Here is a 21,740-nt window from a genome sequence, read left to right on the forward strand (position 1 = left end):
GAGTCAATGGTTACTGGTCGCTTCGAGACTAATTGATTAGACCGCGCGTGCGGGTCGCTGCACGGTAATCAAAAATTCCTCAACCTAAAAGGTATTACTTAATATTTTTTAGATCATCGAGTTATAAGTGACAAACTGTTTCTGTTCGTCGAGCCGGAGTGTATCGACCTCATGACTTAATTCCCAAAAATATTTCGGCGCGTTTTTCAGCAGGGAGTCTATTTTCTCCCACCAAATTGCCGACGTTCAGACCGACCGGTCACGTAATCGCCCAGTAATACTAAAGGATAAGGCGTTTTTGCTTCCCTACCCGTCGTCGATACCGGCCACACATATAGTCACACTTTTATGACTGGACGATGACAATTGGCCACTCAGCCATCGCTCCCAGAGAAATTCCCCTCATAAGCTAATACCAATAAGTTATTTACTTAATGTTTCTTAGATCATTTAGTCTCTATTTCAGCCGAACCTCGACCGCCTGATCTGGAGCTTTCAAATGAAACTACACACCCCCTTACGCGTGTTGGCGGCCCTATCCCTGGTCACCACAACTCTTCTCGCGCACGCCGCAGATTTTACCGTCGCGTACCAAACCACCGTCGACCCGGCCAAAGTTGCGCAGGCCGACGGGGCTTATGAAAAGGCCACCCACGCCAAGGTCGACTGGCGCAAATTCGACAACGGTGCCGACGTCATCACCGCCATCGCCTCGGGCGACGTACAGATCGGTTACCTCGGCTCAAGTCCGCTGACCGCTGCGGCTACACGTAAATTACCGATCGAAACCTTTTTGATCGCTACCCAGATTGGCGCCTCGGAAGCGCTGGTCGTGCGCAACGGTTCGGGCATCAATTCGCCCCAGGACCTGATCGGCAAAAAAGTCGCTGTACCGTTCGTTTCCACCGGCCACTACAGCCTGCTGGCGGCGTTGAAACACTGGAATATCGACCCGTCCAAAGTGCAGATCCTCAACCTTGCTCCACCTGCGATAGCGGCCGCCTGGAAGCGCGGCGACATTGACGCCACCTACGTTTGGGACCCGGCGCTGGGTGTTGCCAAAGAAACCGGCAAAGTGCTGATCACTTCTGGCGACCTGGCCAAGCTCGGCGCCCCGACGTTCGATGCGTGGATCGTGCGCAAAGACTTCGCCGCCAAGCACCCGGAAATCGTCAGCGCATTCGCCAAGGTCACCCTCGACGCCTACGCCGACTACCGCAAAGACCCGACCGCCTGGCTCGCCAACAGCGGCAATGTCGACAAGCTGGTGAAATTGTCAGGTGCAAAACCTGCTGACATTCCCGTGCTGCTGCAAGGCAATGCGTACCCGCTGGCGGCCGATCAGGTTGTCGCGCTGGGCGCACCGACCATCGACGCGGTGACCAAGACGGCTGCGTTCCTCAAGGAGCAAGGCAAGGTCGATGCAGTACTGGCCGATTATTCCCCCTACGTAAGCGCCAAGTTCATCACTCAATAATCAGTCAGGGGTTCTTGTCATGGCCTTATTACAGCTGGAGCGCATCAGCGCACAGTACCCCGGCGCAGTCGAGCCGGTACTGGCGGATATTTCCCTGAGCCTGGGCCCGCAGCAGTTGCTGGTCGCACTCGGTCCGTCCGGCAGTGGCAAGACTTCGCTGTTGAATTTGATCGCTGGTTTCGTCGAGCCCAGCGCCGGGCGCATTACCCTTGATGGCGTTGCCGTCAGAGGCCCAAGTGCCGAGCGCGGCGTGGTGTTTCAGGACGATGCCCTGCTGCCTTGGCAGGATGTTCTGGCCAACGTTGCCTTCGGTCTGCAACTGGCGGGAGTACCACGCACCCAACGTGAATCCAAAGCGCGGGAAATGCTGGCGCTGGTGGATCTCGCCGGGTTCGAGCAGCGGCGTGTCTGGCAGCTGTCCGGCGGGCAAAAACAACGCGTCGGCCTGGCCCGTGCCTTGGCCGCCGACCCGCGAGTATTGCTGATGGATGAACCCTTCGGCGCCCTTGATGCGTTTACCCGCGAGCAGATGCAGGAGTTGCTCCTGCACGTCTGGCAACGCACCGCCAAACCGGTGTTCCTGATCACGCATGACATTGAAGAAGCGGTATTTCTCGCCACCGATTTGATCCTGCTGGCCCCCCATCCGGGGCAGATCGTCGAGCGTCTGCAACTGGACTTCGGTCAGCGTTACGCGGCGGGCGAATCGGCGCGCGCACTCAAATCCGACCCGCGATTTATCGAGACCCGCGAGCACGTCCTGTCCAGGGTCTTTTCTCAACGCAGTATCCCGACATGGGAGCAGCGCGCATGAGCAGCTACGAATTACCGGTCACCGTGAAGGCCAGCAATAGCCCGTCCACCCTCGTACCCCTGCGCCGCAGCCTGAGCACCCGATGGATCAGCGTTCTGACTCTGGTGACCCTGCTGGCCATCTGGTGGGCAGTCACGGCGGCCGAATGGATTGAACCCCTGTTCCTACCGCCACCGGCGGCGGTGCTGGAAAAAGGCTGGCTGCTGGCAACCAAGGGCTATATGGATTCCACGCTCTGGCAGCATCTAGGCGCCAGCCTGCAACGTATCGGCCTGGGTCTGGGTTTCGCTGTGCTGACGGCCATTCCAATCGGCATCGCGATCGGTCATAACCGGATCGCCCGGGGCATCTTCGATCCGCTTATCGAGTTCTACCGGCCCATTCCACCGCTGGCGTACCTGCCATTGATCGTGATTTGGTGCGGCATTGGCGAGCTGTCCAAAGTGCTGCTGATCTACCTTGCGATTTTTGCGCCGATTGCGATCTCCACCGCTACCGGTGTGCGCACCGTAGACCCGGCAAAAATCCGCGCCGCGCAATCGCTGGGTGCAACGCGCTGGCAGCTGATTCGTCATGTGATCCTGCCCAGCGCCCTGCCGGACATCTTGACTGGCGTGCGCATCGGTCTGGGAGTGGGCTGGTCAACGCTGGTTGCTGCTGAACTGATCGCCGCCACCAGTGGCCTGGGCTTTATGGTCCAGTCGGCGGCGCAGTTTTTGGTCACCGACGTCGTGGTGCTGGGCATTCTGGTGATCGCGCTGATCGCTTTCGCCATGGAAATGGGTCTACGCGCCCTGCAACGTAAACTGGTGCCATGGCACGGCCAGACCCACTGACTAGCTCACGGGATCATCACCCCATAGGGGATAAACCGTTTAAGGCAGGAATACTGCGTGATGCCATTCGCGAAGGGCGAGAAATGCATCACTTTGGGAACCTGGCGTGCCTGGGTGCGCACATTATGTGCAGGAATACGGATCAAGAAACCGACCGAAACGTTTCGTACCTTCATTCGAAAATCGCGAAAAGCCCGCTTTTAAAGGCCTGAGCAACGAAAATAAGCATTTCCACTCAAACTGGCACGCCACCTGCAATAGGTTAAGTAACACCAGTTTTGGGGACCTTGGTACAGGCAGGCCGGGGATTCCCCTCTTTTATTCCTCCCGGAGGCTAATCTCCAGTCTCCAGCGCCCGTCCACCTTTGCACCGCGCCAGTCGCCGTGCAATGGACGGGCCGCCATCAGGTTAAGCAATACCCCCTTGTCACTGCGTTGTACCCTCCAGCGAACATCCTTCCCGTTTAGCTTGAACGCTCCGCGCTGCGCCACCCCGTGCACGTTGAACAGCAATGCCACCGCGCCTTCAATCTCCTCGCCATGCACTTGCGGCTCGTGGTTGAACCACACTGCCAGCCCGTTGGGCAGCGCCTCGATTTGTTGCAGCTCCAGCGGGTCGGGAGCGGTCAAACGGCCGATCATCAGACCCACCATGACCCCGACAATTGCCATAGAACCAAGAACTCGCGGCCAGAGCTTCGGTCGCGGGTCCTCTTCAGGAGTAGAATGCAGCCCGTCTTTCAGTTCGGAGCCGTGCATGTTTCACGTCATCCTTTTTCAACCAGAAATTCCGCCGAATACCGGCAACATCATCAGGCTGTGCGCCAATAGTGGCTGCACCCTGCATTTGATCGAGCCGTTGGGCTTCGAACTCGACGACAAGCGCCTGCGCCGGGCCGGACTCGATTATCACGAGTACGCCACTCTGCATCGCCATCCCGACCTGCCCAGCTGCCTGGAAAGCCTCGGGCACCCACGGCTGTTTGCTTTTACCACAAAAGGCTCACGGCCTTTCCACCAGGCGGCCTTCGAAAAAGGCGACGCCTTTCTTTTCGGCCCGGAAAGCCGTGGCCTGCCAGCGGACATACTCGACGCCCTGCCGAGCGATCACCGCCTGCGCCTGCCTATGCGTGAAGGCTGCCGCAGCCTGAACCTGTCCAACACCGTAGCCGTAGCCGTGTATGAAGCCTGGCGTCAGCTGGATTTCGCCTAAGTACGCGCCATAAAAAAGCGCCCCGAGAGGCGCTTTTTTCAATCCCAGCGTGTCGCTTATTGCACAGTCTGGCCTTCACCCGACTCTTGCATACGGGCCAGCTCTTGCGCGTACAACGCGTCGAAGTTGACCGGCGCCAGCATCAGCGCAGGGAACGAACCACGCACGACAAGGCTGTCGATCGTTTCGCGAGCATACGGGAACAGGATGTTCGGGCAGAACGCGCCGAGCGTGTGGCTCATGGCGGCTGCGTCCAGACCCTTGATCAGGAAGATCCCGGCCTGCTGCACTTCAACGATGAAGGCTACTTCGTCGCCGTTATTAACGGTGACCGACAGCGTCAGGACCACTTCATGGAAGTCGCCTTCCAGAGCGTTTTGACGGGTGTTCAGATCCAGGCTGACGCTTGGAGTCCATTCCTTGCGAAAAATCGCCGGGCTTTTTGGGGCTTCGAACGACAAGTCACGAACATAGATGCGCTGCAGGGAAAACTGCGGTGCTTCATCTTCGGTTGCTACACCGCCGTTGGTCGGTTGGTCAGTCATCTTAGATCCTTCTTACTTTTAAGGTCTTGTAGGGTTTCGGATTCAAGCCTGAAGCAGCGCATCCAGCTTACCGGCGCGCTCCAGGGCAAACAGGTCATCGCAACCGCCCACATGCAAGGCGCCAATCCAGATTTGCGGGACTGACGTGCGCCCGGCTTTCTTGGTCATGTCGGCACGAACTTGAGGCTGGCCATCGACTTTGATTTCTTCGAAGGCCACCCCTTTGCTCTGCAGCAACTGCTTGGCGCGCATACAGTAAGGGCACCAGTCGCTTGAATAGACGATGACGTCAGCCATTTTATTTCACCAAAGGAAGATTATCGGCGCGCCAGGAGGAAATGCCACCCGACAGCTTGGCTGCGGTGAAGCCGGACTTGAGCAATTCACGCGCAGTGGCGCCAGCGTGCTGGCCCATGGCATCAACAATGATCAGGGTCTTGGCCTTGTGTTTTTCCAGCTCGGCGATACGAGCGATCACCTTGTCCTGCGGGAAGTTCAGTGCGCCGACGATATGGCCTGCCGCGAAATCCTTGGCGTTACGCACATCGATAACCACGCCCTGATCGCTGTTGACCAGCGACGTCAGCTCACGGGTACTGAGGCTGCGGCCGCCTTTGCTCAGCTCGTATGCAATCAGCAGAGCCAACAGAACGACGAAAGCGCCAGCGAGCAAATAGTGGTTAGTGGCAAATTCAATCAGGTGAGCAACCATCAGTAGGTTCCAGGGCGTTAAAATGTCGGCCAGTATACACAGCACCCAAGGTCGGCCAAAGCCCGTAAAGCAGTGACGCCGTTTGAACTTGTCCTTAAAATGCCGATCTTTTTCAAGTTACTTCACTAGCCACGAGTGGGTTCTTATGACTGCCACACCAAAACCTTTGGTCCTGATCATCCTGGACGGCTTCGGTCACAGCGAGAGTCACGAGGGCAACGCCATCTATGCGGCGAAGATGCCGGTTATGGACCACTTGTACGCCACCCAGCCCCATGGCTTGATTTCAGGCTCCGGGATGGATGTCGGCCTGCCGGACGGCCAGATGGGCAACTCTGAAGTCGGGCACATGAACCTCGGCGCTGGCCGAGTGGTGTATCAGGACTTCACTCGCGTGACCAAAGCGATCCGCGACGGCGAGTTTTTCGAGAACCCGACCCTTTGTGGCGCGGTGGACAAAGCCGTCAGCGCGGGCAAAGCCGTGCACATCCTGGGCCTGCTGTCCGACGGCGGCGTACACAGCCATCAGGACCATCTGGTTGCCATGGCCGAATTGGCGGCCCAGCGCGGCGCTGAAAAAATCTACCTGCACGCCTTCCTCGACGGTCGCGACACGCCACCGCGTAGCGCCACGTCATCGCTGGAGCTACTGGATTCAACCTTCACCCGCCTGGGCAAAGGCCGCATCGCTACGATCATTGGCCGCTACTTCGCCATGGACCGCGACAATCGCTGGGACCGCGTAGCCTCCGCCTACAACCTGATCGTCGACGGCCAATCCGAATTCCAGGCCGCGAACAGCCAGGCTGGGCTTGAAGCCGCATACGAGCGTGGCGAAAACGATGAGTTCGTCAAAGCCACCCGCATTGGCGAGCAGGTCAGGGTCGAAGACGGCGACGCCGTGATTTTCATGAACTTCCGCTCCGACCGCGCCCGTGAACTGACCCGGGTCTTCGTCGAAGATGACTTCAAGGACTTCGAGCGGGCCCGCCAACCGAAACTGGCTGACTTCGTCATGCTGACCCAATACGCAGCGAATATTCCGGCGCCCTCAGCCTTTGCACCCGGCAGCCTGAATAACGTGCTGGGCGAATACCTGGCAAAAAACGGCAAAACCCAGCTACGTATTGCCGAAACCGAGAAATACGCCCACGTCACCTTCTTCTTCTCGGGCGGCCGCGAAGAACCGTTTCCTGGCGAAGAGCGCATCCTGATCCCGTCGCCACAGGTTGCCACGTATGACTTGCAGCCAGAAATGAGCGCACCGGAAGTCACCGACAGGATCGTCGAGGCTATCGAAAACCAGCGCTTCGACGTGATCGTGGTCAACTACGCCAACGGCGACATGGTCGGCCATAGCGGGATCATGGCCGCGGCGATCAAGGCCGTGGAATGCCTAGACGTGTGCGTTGGCCGGATCGTGACCGCGCTGGAGAAGGTCGGGGGTGAAGCATTGATTACCGCTGATCACGGCAACGTCGAACAAATGTCGGACGAATCCACAGGTCAAGCGCACACCGCTCATACCACCGAACCCGTGCCGTTCATTTATGTGGGCAAACGCGACTTTAAAGTGCGTGACGGCGGGGTTCTGGCCGATGTCGCGCCGACTCTGTTGCAGTTGATGGGCCTGGAAAAACCGGAAGAGATGACCGGTCATTCGATCCTTGTTCCCCGATAAACAGCACAAAAAGGCTCTAAACCGGCACGTTTAAAAACCATCGCGCCGGTTAATTGTCCGAAACGCCTCAAAGCAGTCGTCTTGAGGCGTTTTTTTTGCGGCTCGCGGCGGGCATACTAGGCTTTGTTCATCCTCTTTCCTTGGTGTCGCCCGCCCCATGCTTCGCGCCCTGATCGTCCTTGCTCTCACGTGTTTGCTCAATCCGGCGTTTGCCGATGAGCGCGCGCAAACCCAACAACAGCTGGATGCTGCACGCAAGGATGTTACCGAGCTGAAAAAGCGCCTCGGTGAATTGCAGCAGGAAAAATCCGGCGTGCAGAAAGATCTGCGCGGTACAGAAACCGAGATGGGCAAGCTGGAAAAGCAGGTGGAGGCCCTGCAAAAAGAACAAAAAAAGACTGAAAGCGAGCTGCAACGGCTCGACCAAGAGAAAAAAAAACTCCAAAGCGCACGCGTTGAACAACAACGATTGATCGCGATCCAGGCCCGGGCTGCTTATCAAAGTGGCCGCGAGGAATACCTCAAACTGCTGCTCAATCAGCAGAACCCGGAAAAATTCGCGCGCACCCTGACCTACTACGATTACTTGAGCCAGGCGCGCCTGGCTCAACTGCACGGTTTCAATGAAACCCTGCGCCAGCTGGCCGGCGTCGAAAAAGACATTGATCTGCAACAGGCACAGTTACTGGTGCAAAGAAGCACGCTCGATAGTCAGCGCGAAGAACTGGACAAAGTTCGCCAGGAACGCCAACAGGCGCTGGCCAAACTCAATCAGGACGTGAAAGCCCGCGATCAGAAACTGCAGACTCGCCAACAAGAACAGGCCGATCTGGCCAATGTCCTGAAAACGATTGAAGAAACCCTGGCCCGACAAGCGCGCGAGGCTGAAGAAGCCCGACAGAAAGCCTTGATCGCCCAGCAGGAAGCAGAAAAACAGCGCAAACGTGAAGAGCAGGCCCGCGCCCTGGCGAAAAACAGCAGCAGCAAAAAAAGCGCTGAGGACGATGACGAGGCCCCAGTAAAACGCCCGGTCAAAGCTCCGGGCGTGCTGGTTTCCAGTGCTGGCGTTTCCTATGGCGGACCTTTTGCCGAGGCACGCGGCAAACTTCCATGGCCTGTCGATGGTCGACTGTTGGCGCGCTTCGGCGAAACCCGCGGCGATGACGCTCGTACCAAGTGGGATGGCGTAATGATCAGCGCCGCTGCGGGCAGCCAGGTGCATGCTGTGCATGGTGGCCGTGTGGTGTTCGCCGACTGGTTGCGCGGTGCAGGGCTTCTGGTCATTCTCGATCACGGCAACGGCTTTTTGAGTTTGTACGGCCACAACCAGAGTCTGCTCAAAGACGCTGGCGACATTGTTAAAGCCGGCGAAGCGATTTCCACTGTGGGCAGCAGTGGGGGTCAGGACACTCCGGCGTTGTATTTCGCTATTCGTCAGCAGGGTCGCCCAAGTGATCCAGCGCAATGGTGCCATGCTCAAGGGTAAGCACTACTTTAGGTTTAGGAGTTCGTTAGACATGCTGCATTTGTCCCGCCTCACCTCGCTGGCCCTGGCTATTGCCATCGTTATCGGTGCTCCTCTGGCGCAAGCCGCCGAGGCCGTCAAGCCCGCAGCCGCCGCCACTTCGGCAGGCGCCAAGGCACCGTTGCCGCTCGAAGAGCTGCGCACCTTCGCTGAGGTCATGGATCGGGTCAAAGCCGCCTATGTCGAACCAGTAGACGATAAGACGCTGCTGGAGAACGCCATCAAAGGCATGCTCAGCAACCTTGATCCGCACTCTGCTTATCTCGGCCCGGAAGACTTCCTTGAACTGCAGGAAAGCACCAGCGGCGAATTCGGCGGGTTGGGTATCGAAGTCGGCATCGAAGACGGCTTTATCAAAGTGGTCTCGCCTATCGACGACACGCCCGCCTCCAAGGCTGGCATCGAGGCTGGCGACCTGATCGTCAAGATCAATGGCGCGCCGACCCGTGGTCAGACCATGCAAGAAGCCGTCGACAAGATGCGCGGCAAGATCGGTGAAAAAATCACCCTGACCCTGATTCGCGAAGGCGGCACCCCATTCGACGTGACGCTCGCGCGGGCAACCATCCAGGTCAAGAGCGTCAAGTCGCAGATGCTGGAAAATGGTTATGGCTATCTCCGCATCACTCAGTTCCAAGTCAAGACCGGTGAAGAAGTCGGCAAGGCGCTGGTCAAGCTGCGCAAAGACAACGGCAAGAAAATGAGCGGGCTGATCCTTGACTTGCGTAACAACCCCGGCGGCGTGCTGCAAGCCGCCGTTGAAACGGCCGACCAGTTCTTGACCAAGGGCCTTATCGTTTACACCAAGGGTCGTATCGCCAACTCCGAACTGCGCTTCTACGCCGACCCGGCCGACGCCAGTGAAGGCGTACCGCTGGTGGTGTTGATCAACGGGGGCAGTGCTTCAGCCGCTGAAATTGTTGCAGGTGCTTTGCAGGATCAGAAACGCGCCGTACTGATGGGTACCGAAAGCTTCGGTAAAGGTTCGGTGCAAACCGTTCTGCCGCTGGCCAATGACCGCGCGATTAAAATCACCACCGCGCTGTATTACACGCCCAATGGTCGTTCAATTCAGGCTCAGGGTATTTTGCCGGACATCGAAGTGCGTCGTGGCAAATTGACCAGCGAAGTGGATTCCGAGAACTACAAGGAAGCCGATCTGGCGGGGCACTTGGGTAACGGCAATGGCGGCGCGGACAAACCGACCACCAAGGCATCGGCCGGGAAGAAAGCTCGTCCACAAGACGATGACTTCCAGCTGAACCAGGCACTGAGCCTGCTTAAGGGCCTGAGTGTCACTCGCGGCAACTAGTGTCATGCGCTTATGGCTGCTACTGACGCTTTCATGCAGCCTGATCGGCGTTGCCCATGCAACGCCGGTTGAGCCTGAAAAGACAACCGGCCCACCGCGTGTTGCCTACCTCAGCCTGATCATCGATGACCTCGGGCAAAACCCGGCCCGCGACTATCGAGCCCTGACGCTTCCAGGCCCGGTCACGCTGGCCGTGATGCCAGACACACCCCACGCTGCCGATTTTGCTCGCGAGGCACATCGCGCGGGCAAAACGGTCATATTGCATATGCCCATGGACCCGGCGACCGGGCCCTTTGCCTGGCATCCCGAACTCCCGCTTGCCGAGCTGGAAAAGCGCCTGAACGCGGCGCTCCTTGCCGTGCCTTACGCGGTGGGGATCAACAACCATATGGGCAGCCGCATGACCGCCGAGCCAGAGGCCATGACGTGGCTGGTGGCTGAACTGCAACGCCGTCATCTGTTTCTGCTCGACAGCCGCACCAGCGCCAGCACCGTGGCCGCCGCCGAAGCACAACGCATCGGTCTGGCCAGTCTTTCGCGGGATATTTTTCTCGATGATGAACGCACGGCAGCAGCCATCACCGCTCAGTTCGAGGCTGCGATCAAGCTGGCGCACAAACAAGGTTCAGTGGTGATGATTGGTCACCCCTACCCGATGACTCTCGACGTCCTGGAACGCGAGCTGCCACGCCTGAAGGCGCAAGGCATCCAATGGATCGATCTACGGCGGATGATCAGCGTACGTGGCAATCAGGCGATGGCCGCGCACGGCAAGAATGGGATCTATCGCTGAGACCGCACCAAGTCCCTCACGATAGCGGCCGTTACAAGTAACGCCCAAGAATCTCGTCAATCCGTCCTTCGGCGCGCATTTGATCCAGCGCTTTCTGCAGCTTGGCGACGATTTCATCGGGGACGTCTTTGTTCAGCGCCAGGAACAACTCGGCGCTGTTGAAGCGCAGCACGGTTTTGAGACCGATAACGCCTTCCTCCCGAGCCAGATAACGACCCGCAGGATCGCCCGTGGCCCACAGGTCGATCTGCCCGTCGACCAGCTTCTTCGCGTTGTCCTGATCGCGCAACACCATGATCGGATTCATGCCCTCAGCGGTTAGCTGCTCGGCAATCGCGTCGCCCTTGTAGGCGCCGATCCGGTACCGCTTCGCTTGCTGCAGTGTCGTCAGCTCAATCGAGCTGTCGGCGCGAGCGAGCATGATCCAGTCGTCCGGGCCGATGGGGCCAACCCACTTGAAGAGCTTTTCACGCTCGGGCAGGCGCGCGGTGACGAACACGCCGTAACCGGGTTTTACCATCGCAAGCTTGTAGATACGGTCCCACGGGAAGCGCAGGGTCATGCTGTAGCCAACCCCCGCGCGCTTGAAGGTTTCGCGCAGGATCTCTGCGGCAATGCCCTTTATCCTGTCTTCGGGAGCGAAGTTCTTGCCATCGACCGCCATGTTGTAAGGCGGAAAATTTTCGGTCAGCAAGACCACTGAATAGGCGGGGGGATCTCCACCAGAAGCGCCTTGAGCCGGGGCGGCCTCACCGTGGGCAAGACCTGTCAGCAGAACACCCGCACTTGCGAGTGCAACGAGAAGACGTTTCAACACGTGCATCACCCCTATCCATGGCAATGCCCAGAGTGCAGTGCGTCGCGACTGATGTCCAGAGGACATCAGCCGGCGGGCTTAGCGGACCACAATGCCACGCTTGGCCATATAGGCCTTGGCTTCTGGAATAGTGTATTCACCGAAGTGAAAGATGCTCGCCGCCAACACCGCGCTGGCGTGCCCGTCCAATACACCAGCTGCCAAGTGCTCCAGATTGCCGACACCGCCAGACGCGATCACTGGAATACCCAGCGCGTCGCTGATCGCCCGCGTCACACCCAGGTCGAAACCGTTTTTCATACCGTCCTGATCCATGCTGGTCAGCAGGATCTCGCCGGCACCAAGGTCTTCCATCTTCTTCGCCCACAGCACGGCATCCAGGCCCGTCGGCTTGCGCCCGCCGTGAGTGAAGATTTCCCAGCGCGGCGTTTCGCCCGGCAAAGAGACTTTTTTGGCGTCGATGGCAACCACGATGCACTGCGAACCGAAGTGTGCGGCCGCTTCACCGACGAAATCCGGGTTGAATACCGCAGCGGTGTTGATCGAGACCTTGTCCGCACCGGCATTCAGCAGGTTACGAATGTCCTGCACGGTGCGCACGCCGCCGCCGACGGTCAGCGGGATGAACACCTGACTGGCCATGCGTTCGACGGTGTGTAGCGTGGTATCACGCCCGTCGACACTGGCGGTGATATCGAGAAAAGTGATTTCGTCCGCGCCCTGCTCATCGTAAAGACGGGCAATTTCCACCGGGTCACCGGCGTCGCGGATGTTTTCGAACTTGACGCCTTTGACCACTCGACCGTTGTCGACATCTAGGCAAGGGATGATGCGTTTCGCCAGCGCCATGAGTTGCTCCTTAGCCTTGGTAGCTGTCGCAGAAGGCTTGCGCCTCTGCCACGTCGAGTGTGCCTTCGTAGATCGCCCGCCCGGTGATCGCACCGATAATGCCCGGGGCTCTGGCGTTGAGCAGAGTCTTGATATCGCCCAGATTATGGATACCGCCCGAAGCGATCACCGGAATCCGCGTCGCCGCAGCCAGCGCCGCCGTGAAGGTTACGTTGCAGCCCTGCATCATGCCGTCTTTGGCGATGTCGGTATAAACAATGGCAGCCACGCCGTCCGCTTCAAAGCGCTTGGCCAGATCGATCACCTGAATGGTGCTGATTTCAGCCCAGCCGTCGGTGGCGACGAAGCCGTCTTTGGCATCCAGACCGACGATGACTTTGCCGGGGAATGCGCGGCAGGCTTCAGCGACGAACTCAGGCTCTTTGACTGCCTTGGTGCCGATGATCACGTAGCTGACGCCAGCCTTGATGTAATGCTCGATGGTTTCCAGCGAGCGAATACCGCCGCCAATCTGGATCGGCAAACGCGGGTAGCGCTTAGCGATTGCAGTGACCACCTCGCCATTGACTGGCTGGCCTTCGAACGCACCGTTCAGATCGACCAGATGCAAACGACGGCAGCCACCTTCCACCCACTTGGCAGCCATGCTCACCGGGTCATCGGAGAACACGGTGGAGTCCTCCATGCGGCCTTGGCGCAGACGCACACAGGCACCGTCTTTAAGATCGATAGCGGGGATAATCAGCATCTGGAAAACCTTCAAATTCAGTAGTTCAGCATCGCTCGGAAATCAGCTTTTCTCGAGCGCCCACACGTCGCTTTCGATGCTCTCGAACCTCTCTTTGAGGTGCGTCTGCACATCGAAAATCGCCCTGTTGTAATAATGCGGAGCAATTTCGCGGGTAAACAGTTCGAGGATTTCACCGGCCTCGAACGAACCAAGATCCAGCTCGAAGCGCTCCTCCATGAAGCGCTTGATCTTGTGATTCGCATCACGCTCCTGTTCGGGCGTGAGGGTCAAGATCGGCGGCTTGGTCTTCTTGCTCATTACCAGCGACCATCCCATGCGGCGAAGTTCTGCAACAGTTGCAGGCCATGGGTATGGCTCTTCTCTGGATGGAACTGCACGGCAAAGCGCGAACCGTCCGCCAGCGCGGCAGCGAAGTCGACGCCGTAGTGCCCGCGCCCAACGACTTGCCGCTGGTTGGCGGCATCGATGTAGTAGCTGTGCACGAAATAGAAACGCGCCAGGTCCGGGATGTCATGCCACAGCGGATGATTCACCGACTGAGACACTTCGTTCCAGCCCATATGCGGCACTTTCAGGTGCTCGCCGTCTTCATGCAGATCCTTGCCGAAGAAACGCACCTGACCTGGAAACAGACCGATGCAATCAACGCCGCCGTTCTCTTCGCTGCGATCAAGCAAGGCTTGCATGCCGACGCAGATGCCGAGGAATGGCCGATCCTGACTGACTTCACGCACCAGCTCATCGAAGCCCAGGCGACGAATTTCCGCCATGCAATCGCGGATCGCGCCGACGCCGGGGAATACCACCCGGTCGGCTTCGCGAATCACCGTGGCATCGCTGGTAATCAGTACCCGGCCGGCGCCGACGTGTTCCAGTGCCTTGGCAACCGAGTGCAGGTTACCCATGCCGTAATCGATAACCGCGACCGTCTGCATCAGAGCACGCCCTTGGTCGAAGGCATTTGCCCGGCCATACGGTCATCAAGCTCTATCGCCATGCGCAGGGCACGACCAAAGGCTTTGAACACGGTCTCGATCTGGTGGTGGGTGTTGTGCCCACGCAGATTGTCGATGTGCAGAGTGACGTTGGCGTGATTGACGAAGCCCTGGAAGAATTCCTGGAACAAGTCCACATCGAAGCCACCCACGGTAGCGCGGGTATACGGCACATGCATTTGCAAGCCAGGGCGGCCGGAGAAGTCGATGACCACGCGCGACAGTGCTTCATCGAGCGGCACGTAAGCGTGGCCGTAACGACGAATGCCTTTTTTGTCGCCAATCGCCTTGCTAAAGGCCTGACCCAAGGTGATACCGACGTCTTCCACCGTGTGGTGGTCGTCAATAGCGAGGTCGCCTTTGCATTCGATATCCAGGTCGATCAGCCCGTGTCGGGCGATCTGGTCGAGCATGTGCTCAAGGAAGGGAACACCGATATCGAATCGGGCCTTTCCGGTGCCATCCAGGTTGATCGAGGCTTTGATCTGGGTTTCCAGAGTGTCGCGCTCGACGGACGCCTTACGTTCGGCCATCACCAACTCCGCAAAATCATTGGGCGAAAAAGGCGAGCATTATAGGCCCAGAACCGGCTGGCATGAAGCAAACAGAAGCAGGGAAAGGAATATCACGGGTGCAACCGGTCGGATGCACCCGATTGGAGCGTGTTCAGCCCAGAGAAATGAGTACGTACAGGCGCCGTCGAAGGGTGCCTAAGCAAATCCCCACTGAACAATGGGAATCGTCCTACCCACCCTGTCAGCCATGGAATCTATATATCTATGATTTGCTGCTGGACACTTGCCGAGTCCTTCAGATATGGAAACCGGCCGATGTCCAACACCCCGACATTCACGCTCAGCATCAAAGGAGCTAAAGACAACGAGTTACTTGTTCTAGCCTTTTCCGGCGAAGAGGCCATCAGCGAGTGCTTCGAAATCACCGTCGATGTGGTCACCGACCGACCGCCGCGCGAGCTGGAAAGCCTGCTGCACAAAGAAGCCTATCTGGCCTTTGGCGATCAGGGCCTGCACGGCCATATCTACTCCATCCGGAAAGGCAAAGTGGGCACCCGGTTGAGCCACTACCAACTGGTAATGGTGCCGTTTCTGCGCTATTTGCAGCACGCCAGTAATCGGCGGATTTTCCAGAACCTGACCACTGAAGCCATCCTCCGCGACGTGCTCAAGGGGCATGGTTTGCTGAACGGTTTGCACGTGCTGTTCAACATCGGCCCGGAGAAACCGGTCCCGCATGAATATTGCGTTCAGTACGATGAATCTGACCTGCATTTCGTCAGCCGTTTGTGCGAGGCCGAAGGCTACTTCTATTACTTCAAGCACTCCCCGGAAGGGCACCAACTGATCTTCGCCGATCAGGAAACCGAGTTCTATCACGCGGGCAATCCCACCGTGGTGATGCCGTTTCGGCCGATCAACGGCATGGCGGCAGAGCATCCGGTGATCCAGGCGTTCGGCGTAGGCCTGAGCACCCGCGCCAGCCGCGTCACCCACCGTGATTACGACTTCCAAAACGCACACCTCTCGCTGGAAGCGGACCGGGACTCCAAGGTATTTCCGAACCTTGAGACGTACATCTACCCCGGAGAGTTTGATACCGCGCACCAAGGACGGGTACGCACGCGTCGGGCGCTGGAGCGACTTCGCGGCGATGCTGAACTCGCCCAAGGTCAGAGCGACCAGCCTTTGCTGCGCAGTGGCACGCCGTTAAAGGTAGAAGAACACCCGGAGCCGGCCTGGAACGTGGTCTGGTTACCGACTTGGGTGTTTCATGATGGTCGCCAGCCTGCTGTATTAGAGGAATACGCGGTCAGTGACGAGCCGGTGGAGTCCGGTCGAATCACTCAGGGTTATCGCAATGAGTTCATTGCTATCCGCGAGACCGTGCAATTTCGGCCTGCCCTCAAACATCCAGTCCCGAAGATTCAAGGCATGCAAACCGCCGTGGTGACCGGCCCTGCCGAAGAGGACATCCACTGTGATCAATACGGGCGGGTAAAAGTCCGTTTTCACTGGGACCGCAGTGAAGAAAACGAAAGCACCAGCTGCTGGGTGCGGGTGGCCTCCAGCTGGGCCGGCGCCGGATACGGCGCGGTCACCATCCCCCGCGTGGGCATGGAAGTGTTGGTCGCCTTCGAAGAAGGGCACGCCTGCAAGCCGATTGTGGTCGGATGCCTGAGCAACAACACCCATCAAGTGCCTCACAACCTGCCGGAAAACAAAACTAAAACCGTTTTGCGCAGCAAAAGCACCGGAAAAACGTCTGGTTTCAATGAGCTGAGCCTGGAAGACAGGAGCGGGGCAGAGCTGATCTACCTCCGCGCCCAGCGCGATATGGAGCAGTTGATCCAGAACGACAGCCGCATCGAAATCGGCAACGAACGTCTGGAAACCATCAAAGGCAACAGCACCACCGTGCTCAAGGCCGAGGAAAACGTCACCGTCACCGGCGCCCGCAAAGTGCAGTTGTTGGCCGACGATCACCTCGACGTCGCTGGCAGCAGTCACACCCGCGTCGGTGGCGACTTGTTGATGGCCGCCGGGCAAGAAGTGCACATCAGCGGTGACAACATCGTCATCAGCGGTGGCCTCAGCTTGACGCTGTCGATCAACGGTCAGCACATCGTCATCAATCCGGCGGGGATTTTCAGCAGTACACCGATCCAGATCGGCGGCGCACCGGTACCGGGGACGCTGGCCATGCCGCTGGCACCCGGCGAGGTACCTGTGCTGGTGCGCGATGTTCTACCGGGCGATCAGAAACATAACCTGGTCGTTGAGCATCGATCACGCTGCGTGCTCTGTGAGGAGGCCGTGAAAGCATGAATACGCTCACTGCACTTCCTCAGGACCTGCCTTGGGGTCAGGGGCAGGCCGTGCTGCTTCTCGATGGCGCAGCGGTACCCGACTTACCCCTCAGGCTGGCGGCATGTGCGCCCGGCATCCTCAAAATCCCGCTGTACAAGGAAACGCGTTTCAACGCCCTCCGCGATATTTCCCCCTTGTTGGTGACCATCGGACCGCCCGACGATCCGGCGTTTCAGTTCTACCTCGAACATGCCGCGCAAGAGTGGGGCTCGTTGCTGTTCACCCGCGAACCGCTTAATCAACTAACGAAACATCTGCGCAAACTGCTGACGGTACACGTCAGTGAGGGGCCCGAGGTGATGTTACGTCTGGCTGATCCAGCGGTGGCGCACGCTTTGATCAGTACGCAAACCCGCGACGAGCGATTGTTCGGGCCGATTCATACCTGGGTCATCCCTGACAGTGTCACGGGCGGTTGGCATCGGCACACACGTGCGTTGACAACGCCTGCCGACCTGCCAAAGCGTTATGAGTTGAGCACCGAACAGAATGCTGCGCTGGATGCCGTCGACCTGCGTCGAGCCACACTGAAACTCGATGCGCACCTGCTGGCGTATTTTCCCGACGACCGCGTCAGGCCATTGCCGGAGCGCTGGCCTGCGCTCGACCGACAGGTCCGCACCGCCTACGCGCAGGGTTTTACTAGCCAGTCCGACTTGACGTATTACGCCAACATTTTCGCGTGGCTGGGTTCGTCGCCTCTGGAGCAACACCCACAGATTGCGCGGCTGCTGAGCACCCCGTCGGCTCAGACACCCAGTGCTCGCATCGCCGCAGCCGCCCAACTGGCAAGCGCCTGGGCCTCGGCCTCGGCCCACTCGGCAGACAAGGACCGCCCATGACCCAAAATCGCCGCAAAGACCCCAACCTCGCTGCCGCCGCCGAATCCAAAGGCGATGTCCTCGGCTACGGCATGTGCCCCCTGCGCCAGCCCAAGGTGCAGTTACTTCCGTTGCGTTACGGTCTGGTCGAGCGCGCTGATCCGTCGACCGAATTGGCGCTGCCTTATGCGCTGAAAAGCCGGCCGCTGGGCGTGCGCCTGTTGCGTGACGGCTGGCTGTACATCATCGACAGCGCGACCCGTGAGCTGCACGAATACCGCGTTCTCGAAGGCGTCATCAGCGCGTTGCTCTGGCAAGGTGCCGAGGTCAGCAACGACCAGCGTGAACCGCAAAGTGCGGAACCGGCCTTGGTATTTGCCAGGAGCAGCACCCTGCATGTCAGTTTTGCCGACGTGCAATGGACCGCCGACCAATGCAACCGGATGCTGAATAGCGCCGACGAGCGCGCGCACTTCATGCAAGCTGTCGCGCTTGCCAACGTCAATTGCGAAACCGGTGGCAAGGACCTGCTCACCTTGCAACAGACTGAGCGCTGGCTGGCTGAATTGGCCGAAGATGATGCGCTGCTGCCCGACGCCGACCTGCCAGCGAAGGAGCGCATGCCTTATCTGTGGGAGACCCCCAAACGCTTTCGCGAGGCGCATGTCGGCGAACTGCTAACGCGCGTGCTGCCGCTTTACCAACACGACACGCTGTGTCTGGTGGTGCACGACGACATCGGCGTATTGACCGATCTGGCCAACTATCAAGACGCGGTGGTCGGCTGGATCGAGGGGTGGGCCGAGGGTGGCGCGCAGGAGAACGCCAACGAGCGCGATTACTTGCTGGCCTGTTACATCGAATCCCTGACCCTGCTCAATGAAAGCAACCTGACGGGACTGGCCAATGCCAGCGATGATCCGGCGATCAAGGCCATGCTTCAGGACCTGGATGACCTGCCGTCACCACAGCGCAACCATGCCGGGCGCGCATTACTCGATCATTTGAATAACAGCGGTCAGGCCGTTTCCAGTCAAAAAACCGATCCCCCCGAGGCCTTGCTGGAGGAGCGTCAGGAAGCGCTTGATCAGTTTCGCAAGGAGCAAGGCTTTTTCGGCAGCCTCGCCTTGGGGTCGATAAAGGTCGTGATCCTTCAGGATGTTGACTGGCGCTATCACACTCGCCAGTTCATGCGGCCAGCGCCGGACGACTTTGTCGAGCGCCACCTCAAGGCGCTGGTCCAGTTGGGCAAAGAGCAGAACCAACGCATCAAGGACGTGCTCGCGGGTGCAAAAATCGGGCAGCGCGGCGTCAATGAACTGATCGACCGTGCCGCCATGGATCACGTGCTGGCTGAGCACAGGGCAAATCTGGCGCGCTGGAATCCCTTGCTCGACCTCATCAGCGAAGACCGGGTGGCGTTGGTCGCTGCCGGCCGCTTCCATCGTGCCGCCTGGTATTTCGATGCACAACAGGCCGCGCAGCAACTGGCGGCGTTCAGCGCCGAATACGCCTGCCTGAAAGACATCTGCCGCAGCGACACGTCCAGCCAAGCGATGCTCGAGTGGCTGGAGAAAAATCCGCAGTTCAGCCTGCCGCTCCTGCATACCTTGCCGTTGAGCGAACAAAGCCAACTGACCACCCAGTACGCCACGCTGGTCAACGTCGGTTATGCGTTGCTCAACAATCTGCCGCACTGGATCAGCGAGTGGCAACGGATCACTCAGGGCAGACTCCCGGCCCTCGATCAATTGCCCGACAACGTTCGCGTGGTCGCAGAAGGCGCGCGCGATACCTTGGCGCCAGCCCTGAGTCGCGGAATGGAACGGATACAAAGCGCATTCATCCAGGGCATTCAACGCGAACAGATGCCAGACCTGGACCAACTGTTCCGCAACCTGCCCAAAGCCCTGCCGGGGCGAATTCTCGAAGCCGCAAAACGCGAAGGCGCGACCTTCACCTTCGCCACCCCGGCCGAACAAACCGCCTTGCAGAACGACCTCAAAGAAGTGCTTGAGCAGCGTCGAGCGCTCAAGCGGGTGACCCATGAACGCAACCAGATCCTCCGCAGCAGGGACCACAAGGAGCCCGAAGCGAAAAGACTGCAGACCGAAATCTACCAAATTCGCGGGACACTGGACACGATAGAGGCGCGCCTGGCCAAAGCCATCAGCCCCATCCCCGAGCTGCCCCATGAATCCGTCAGACTCTACGGCGCCGCGCAGGGCAAGGCGGGCGTGACCTTGCTGTTCCCGCCTGCGCAACAGCAGGAGTTGGGACATTTGATGGGGAACGTGCGCCAGGGGATACAGACTGCGCCGAAGCTGAATGTGCTGGGCGATGGGGTGGGGGTGCTGCTGTTTGTGGCGCAGATGGTGAATTTGGTGGTGGTGGGGAGGGAGGCCAAGGCGCAGACGTGGAACGATGAGGCGTTTCGTTCATTTGTTGTTGCCGGTACTGCTACGGCCACTTCTGGGTTTACGGCGGTTCGTGGAATTTTTGACACGGCCTTGACGGCGAGGGCTGCCGCGCTTGCGAGCGTTTTTCAGCGGCATGCTTTGAATAACGTGCATGTGCAGTTGGGCAAAGTGCATGTTGGGTTGGGGGGGCTAGGTTCGCTTTTTGGGGTTTTCGCAACTGGCGCTAGTCTCAACGCACATCATAGCAACTGGCAGCAGGCTGTGCGTAGCGGCAACCGTACACTTCAAAACAGCGCAACGTTGGCCATGGTAGGTGCAGGAGGGCAACTCGCGAGTCATTCTTATGACCTAGGTAATGTATTGCATTCGGCCTATAGAGTTATAGTTGCGCCTAATAGCGCCGCGCGCATCGCTGCTTGGGCCGCCGCCGGAGTACGGATGTCGACAGTGTTCTTTCGCGTCAATATAGCTGGCGCGTTTTTCACCCTCGTTGAACTGGGTGGCACCTGGCTCTACAACCGCCACAACACCTCGCCTCATGATCAATGGCTGGAAAGCACCCCCTGGAGCCTGGATGGCGACAAACGCAAATTCCTGAGCCTCGTTGAATATCAACGAAACCTGAAGTGGCTATTGCAGGCGCCACAGGTACAGGTCGGTCCTAAACTCCACAGCGACCGCTGGCAAGACATGCTGCGACAAGCCCGGCGAGGCAGTATCCATCTAACACTGCCCGGCCTCAGTCTCGCCAACCTGCGAACACCGCTGTCGGATACGCCCTCTCATCGCCTGAGCCTCGCTGCGTATCGGATCATCACCGCCCAATGGGACCGCGGATTCGACAGCGACCAATGGGCCATCGTCAGTGAGCGGGTGATCGCCAGCCTGCGGGTGGTGCAGTCCGCGCCATTGATACTTCAGCTGAATTACCCGGATGAATGGGAGAGACCCTCGACCGTGGCCAAGGCCGCACTGATCCTCGCTGTTGCCGTGCACACCTACAACAGCGAGGGTGAGGCCCAGACGCATCTCTACCACCTGCGGCTGGACCCAAATGGCGAAGGCACTTTCCCGGTGGCGCCCTTTGAGCCCCGATACGCTACGGCAGAGCTGTTGACGGTCGACCCGCTGACACTGGAGGGCGCTGATGAGTAAGGCCCCTGAAATTACCCTGCCCGAACCGCAGCTTCAGCAACCCAGGCAGGCGGGTGATATGGAGCCGTTTCCCAGCGGTCGTATTACCTACCTGGCTCCGCTGCCGCTGCCTACACAATCGCCACCCCACTGTCCC

At 58.9% G+C, this 21,740-nt stretch carries 21 protein-coding genes; 11 read left to right on the forward strand and 10 right to left on the reverse strand.

The annotated features are described in order from the left end of the window. Positions 1-499: 499 nt before the first annotated feature. Genes tauA through tauC form a run of 3 tightly spaced genes read left to right on the forward strand, consistent with a single transcriptional unit; the run spans position 500 to position 3,127 of the window. Positions 500-1,477 (forward strand): taurine ABC transporter substrate-binding protein, encoded by a 978-nt coding sequence (gene tauA / locus ACVBEG_RS22980; RefSeq protein WP_322177375.1) that lies wholly within the window; start codon positions 500-502, stop codon positions 1,475-1,477. A 19-nt stretch (positions 1,478-1,496) separates the two neighbouring features. Further along, the gene (gene tauB, locus ACVBEG_RS22985; RefSeq protein WP_322177374.1) at positions 1,497-2,291 is read left to right on the forward strand and encodes a taurine ABC transporter ATP-binding subunit; all 795 of its coding nucleotides are present in this window, start codon (positions 1,497-1,499) and stop codon (positions 2,289-2,291) included. After that, positions 2,288-3,127, forward strand: a complete 840-nt coding sequence (gene tauC / locus ACVBEG_RS22990) for a taurine ABC transporter permease TauC (RefSeq protein WP_322177373.1) — start codon at positions 2,288-2,290, stop codon at positions 3,125-3,127. The genes tauB and tauC overlap by 4 nt, the downstream gene beginning before the upstream one ends. Positions 3,128-3,445: 318 nt before the next feature. Here tauC and ACVBEG_RS22995 read toward each other — a convergent pair whose 3' ends face one another. Next, entirely contained in the window at positions 3,446-3,886 is a 441-nt protein-coding gene (locus tag ACVBEG_RS22995; RefSeq protein WP_447108333.1) for a hypothetical protein, read from the reverse strand. On the opposite strand from ACVBEG_RS22995, the gene trmL reads away from it, so the two are divergent. Continuing rightward, the gene (gene trmL, locus ACVBEG_RS23000; protein ID WP_322277867.1) at positions 3,885-4,340 is read left to right on the forward strand and encodes a tRNA (uridine(34)/cytosine(34)/5-carboxymethylaminomethyluridine(34)-2'-O)-methyltransferase TrmL; all 456 of its coding nucleotides are present in this window, start codon (positions 3,885-3,887) and stop codon (positions 4,338-4,340) included. The two genes, ACVBEG_RS22995 and trmL, sit on opposite strands and share 2 nt — an antisense overlap. A 56-nt stretch (positions 4,341-4,396) precedes the next feature. Here trmL and secB read toward each other — a convergent pair whose 3' ends face one another. The 3 genes from secB to ACVBEG_RS23015 are packed head-to-tail and all read right to left on the reverse strand — an operon-like array spanning position 4,397 to position 5,597. Next, the gene (gene secB, locus ACVBEG_RS23005) at positions 4,397-4,885 is read right to left on the reverse strand and encodes a protein-export chaperone SecB (protein ID WP_322177370.1); all 489 of its coding nucleotides are present in this window, start codon (positions 4,883-4,885) and stop codon (positions 4,397-4,399) included. 42 nt (positions 4,886-4,927) lie between these two features. Next, positions 4,928-5,182, reverse strand: a complete 255-nt coding sequence (gene grxC / locus ACVBEG_RS23010) for a glutaredoxin 3 (protein ID WP_322177369.1) — start codon at positions 5,180-5,182, stop codon at positions 4,928-4,930. Between the two features lies 1 nt (position 5,183). Continuing rightward, positions 5,184-5,597, reverse strand: a complete 414-nt coding sequence (locus tag ACVBEG_RS23015) for a rhodanese-like domain-containing protein (RefSeq protein WP_322177368.1) — start codon at positions 5,595-5,597, stop codon at positions 5,184-5,186. A 145-nt stretch (positions 5,598-5,742) separates the two neighbouring features. Here ACVBEG_RS23015 and gpmI point away from each other — a divergent pair, with 145 nt between their 5' ends. The 4 genes from gpmI (at position 5,743) to ACVBEG_RS23035 (ending at position 10,911) form a co-directional block, all read left to right on the forward strand. After that, positions 5,743-7,278: a 2,3-bisphosphoglycerate-independent phosphoglycerate mutase gene (gene gpmI / locus ACVBEG_RS23020; RefSeq protein ID WP_322277866.1), complete on the forward strand. Its 1,536-nt coding sequence runs from the start codon at positions 5,743-5,745 to the stop codon at positions 7,276-7,278. A gap of 157 nt (positions 7,279-7,435) precedes the next feature. Further along, positions 7,436-8,764 carry a murein hydrolase activator EnvC family protein gene (locus tag ACVBEG_RS23025; RefSeq protein WP_322177366.1) on the forward strand — a complete coding sequence of 443 codons (1,329 nt, stop codon included), beginning with the start codon at positions 7,436-7,438 and terminating at the stop codon, positions 8,762-8,764. Between the two features lie 31 nt (positions 8,765-8,795). Continuing rightward, the gene (locus tag ACVBEG_RS23030; protein ID WP_322177365.1) at positions 8,796-10,115 is read left to right on the forward strand and encodes a S41 family peptidase; all 1,320 of its coding nucleotides are present in this window, start codon (positions 8,796-8,798) and stop codon (positions 10,113-10,115) included. 4 nt (positions 10,116-10,119) lie between these two features. Next, positions 10,120-10,911 (forward strand): divergent polysaccharide deacetylase family protein, encoded by a 792-nt coding sequence (locus ACVBEG_RS23035; protein WP_322177364.1) that lies wholly within the window; start codon positions 10,120-10,122, stop codon positions 10,909-10,911. 31 nt (positions 10,912-10,942) lie between these two features. Here ACVBEG_RS23035 and ACVBEG_RS23040 read toward each other — a convergent pair whose 3' ends face one another. From ACVBEG_RS23040 to hisB, 6 genes are all read right to left on the reverse strand, one after another. Further along, complete coding sequence (locus tag ACVBEG_RS23040) at positions 10,943-11,728, reverse strand: substrate-binding periplasmic protein (protein ID WP_322182982.1); 786 nt, start codon at positions 11,726-11,728, stop codon at positions 10,943-10,945. Between the two features lie 78 nt (positions 11,729-11,806). Then, positions 11,807-12,577 carry an imidazole glycerol phosphate synthase subunit HisF gene (gene hisF / locus ACVBEG_RS23045; RefSeq protein ID WP_322177363.1) on the reverse strand — a complete coding sequence of 257 codons (771 nt, stop codon included), beginning with the start codon at positions 12,575-12,577 and terminating at the stop codon, positions 11,807-11,809. Between the two features lie 10 nt (positions 12,578-12,587). Continuing rightward, positions 12,588-13,325 carry a 1-(5-phosphoribosyl)-5-[(5-phosphoribosylamino)methylideneamino]imidazole-4-carboxamide isomerase gene (hisA, locus tag ACVBEG_RS23050; protein WP_322177362.1) on the reverse strand — a complete coding sequence of 246 codons (738 nt, stop codon included), beginning with the start codon at positions 13,323-13,325 and terminating at the stop codon, positions 12,588-12,590. Positions 13,326-13,367: 42 nt separating this feature from the next. Next, positions 13,368-13,625 (reverse strand): DUF2164 domain-containing protein, encoded by a 258-nt coding sequence (locus tag ACVBEG_RS23055; protein ID WP_322177361.1) that lies wholly within the window; start codon positions 13,623-13,625, stop codon positions 13,368-13,370. Beyond that, complete coding sequence (gene hisH / locus ACVBEG_RS23060) at positions 13,625-14,263, reverse strand: imidazole glycerol phosphate synthase subunit HisH (protein WP_322177360.1); 639 nt, start codon at positions 14,261-14,263, stop codon at positions 13,625-13,627. The genes ACVBEG_RS23055 and hisH overlap by 1 nt, the downstream gene beginning before the upstream one ends. Then, entirely contained in the window at positions 14,263-14,856 is a 594-nt protein-coding gene (gene hisB, locus ACVBEG_RS23065) for an imidazoleglycerol-phosphate dehydratase HisB (protein ID WP_219063669.1), read from the reverse strand. Before hisB ends, hisH begins: the two co-directional genes overlap by 1 nt. Before the next feature lie 297 nt (positions 14,857-15,153). Here hisB and tssI point away from each other — a divergent pair, with 297 nt between their 5' ends. Genes tssI through ACVBEG_RS23080 form a run of 3 tightly spaced genes read left to right on the forward strand, consistent with a single transcriptional unit; the run spans position 15,154 to position 21,604 of the window. Beyond that, positions 15,154-17,166 (forward strand): type VI secretion system tip protein TssI/VgrG, encoded by a 2,013-nt coding sequence (tssI, locus tag ACVBEG_RS23070; RefSeq protein ID WP_447108334.1) that lies wholly within the window; start codon positions 15,154-15,156, stop codon positions 17,164-17,166. Then, the gene (locus ACVBEG_RS23075) at positions 17,163-18,050 is read left to right on the forward strand and encodes a DUF4123 domain-containing protein (protein WP_323566413.1); all 888 of its coding nucleotides are present in this window, start codon (positions 17,163-17,165) and stop codon (positions 18,048-18,050) included. Before tssI ends, ACVBEG_RS23075 begins: the two co-directional genes overlap by 4 nt. After that, entirely contained in the window at positions 18,047-21,604 is a 3,558-nt protein-coding gene (locus ACVBEG_RS23080) for a toxin VasX (RefSeq protein ID WP_322177357.1), read from the forward strand. Before ACVBEG_RS23075 ends, ACVBEG_RS23080 begins: the two co-directional genes overlap by 4 nt. Positions 21,605-21,740: the final 136 nt, after the last annotated feature.

It is taken from the genome of Pseudomonas sp. GG8 (assembly GCF_052976945.1).

What these genes read in the sequence shown, in the direction of transcription:
- tauB (WP_322177374.1), top strand. Translation starts at nt 1,497, where the DNA reads ATGGCCTTATTACAGCTGGAGCGCATCAGCGCACAGTACCCCGGCGCA.
- trmL (WP_322277867.1), top strand. Translation starts at nt 3,885, where the DNA reads ATGTTTCACGTCATCCTTTTTCAACCAGAAATTCCGCCGAATACCGGC.
- ACVBEG_RS23035 (WP_322177364.1), top strand. Translation starts at nt 10,120, where the DNA reads ATGCGCTTATGGCTGCTACTGACGCTTTCATGCAGCCTGATCGGCGTT.
- ACVBEG_RS23075 (WP_323566413.1), top strand. Translation starts at nt 17,163, where the DNA reads ATGAATACGCTCACTGCACTTCCTCAGGACCTGCCTTGGGGTCAGGGG.
- ACVBEG_RS23080 (WP_322177357.1), top strand. Translation starts at nt 18,047, where the DNA reads ATGACCCAAAATCGCCGCAAAGACCCCAACCTCGCTGCCGCCGCCGAA.
- hisH (WP_322177360.1), bottom strand. Translation starts at nt 14,263, where the DNA reads ATGCAGACGGTCGCGGTTATCGATTACGGCATGGGTAACCTGCACTCG.
- tauA (WP_322177375.1), top strand. Translation starts at nt 500, where the DNA reads ATGAAACTACACACCCCCTTACGCGTGTTGGCGGCCCTATCCCTGGTC.
- ACVBEG_RS23030 (WP_322177365.1), top strand. Translation starts at nt 8,796, where the DNA reads ATGCTGCATTTGTCCCGCCTCACCTCGCTGGCCCTGGCTATTGCCATC.
- hisB (WP_219063669.1), bottom strand. Translation starts at nt 14,856, where the DNA reads ATGGCCGAACGTAAGGCGTCCGTCGAGCGCGACACTCTGGAAACCCAG.
- gpmI (WP_322277866.1), top strand. Translation starts at nt 5,743, where the DNA reads ATGACTGCCACACCAAAACCTTTGGTCCTGATCATCCTGGACGGCTTC.
- tauC (WP_322177373.1), top strand. Translation starts at nt 2,288, where the DNA reads ATGAGCAGCTACGAATTACCGGTCACCGTGAAGGCCAGCAATAGCCCG.
- ACVBEG_RS23025 (WP_322177366.1), top strand. Translation starts at nt 7,436, where the DNA reads ATGCTTCGCGCCCTGATCGTCCTTGCTCTCACGTGTTTGCTCAATCCG.
- grxC (WP_322177369.1), bottom strand. Translation starts at nt 5,182, where the DNA reads ATGGCTGACGTCATCGTCTATTCAAGCGACTGGTGCCCTTACTGTATG.
- secB (WP_322177370.1), bottom strand. Translation starts at nt 4,885, where the DNA reads ATGACTGACCAACCGACCAACGGCGGTGTAGCAACCGAAGATGAAGCA.
- ACVBEG_RS23015 (WP_322177368.1), bottom strand. Translation starts at nt 5,597, where the DNA reads ATGGTTGCTCACCTGATTGAATTTGCCACTAACCACTATTTGCTCGCT.
- hisF (WP_322177363.1), bottom strand. Translation starts at nt 12,577, where the DNA reads ATGGCGCTGGCGAAACGCATCATCCCTTGCCTAGATGTCGACAACGGT.
- tssI (WP_447108334.1), top strand. Translation starts at nt 15,154, where the DNA reads ATGTCCAACACCCCGACATTCACGCTCAGCATCAAAGGAGCTAAAGAC.
- ACVBEG_RS23055 (WP_322177361.1), bottom strand. Translation starts at nt 13,625, where the DNA reads ATGAGCAAGAAGACCAAGCCGCCGATCTTGACCCTCACGCCCGAACAG.
- ACVBEG_RS22995 (WP_447108333.1), bottom strand. Translation starts at nt 3,886, where the DNA reads ATGCACGGCTCCGAACTGAAAGACGGGCTGCATTCTACTCCTGAAGAG.
- hisA (WP_322177362.1), bottom strand. Translation starts at nt 13,325, where the DNA reads ATGCTGATTATCCCCGCTATCGATCTTAAAGACGGTGCCTGTGTGCGT.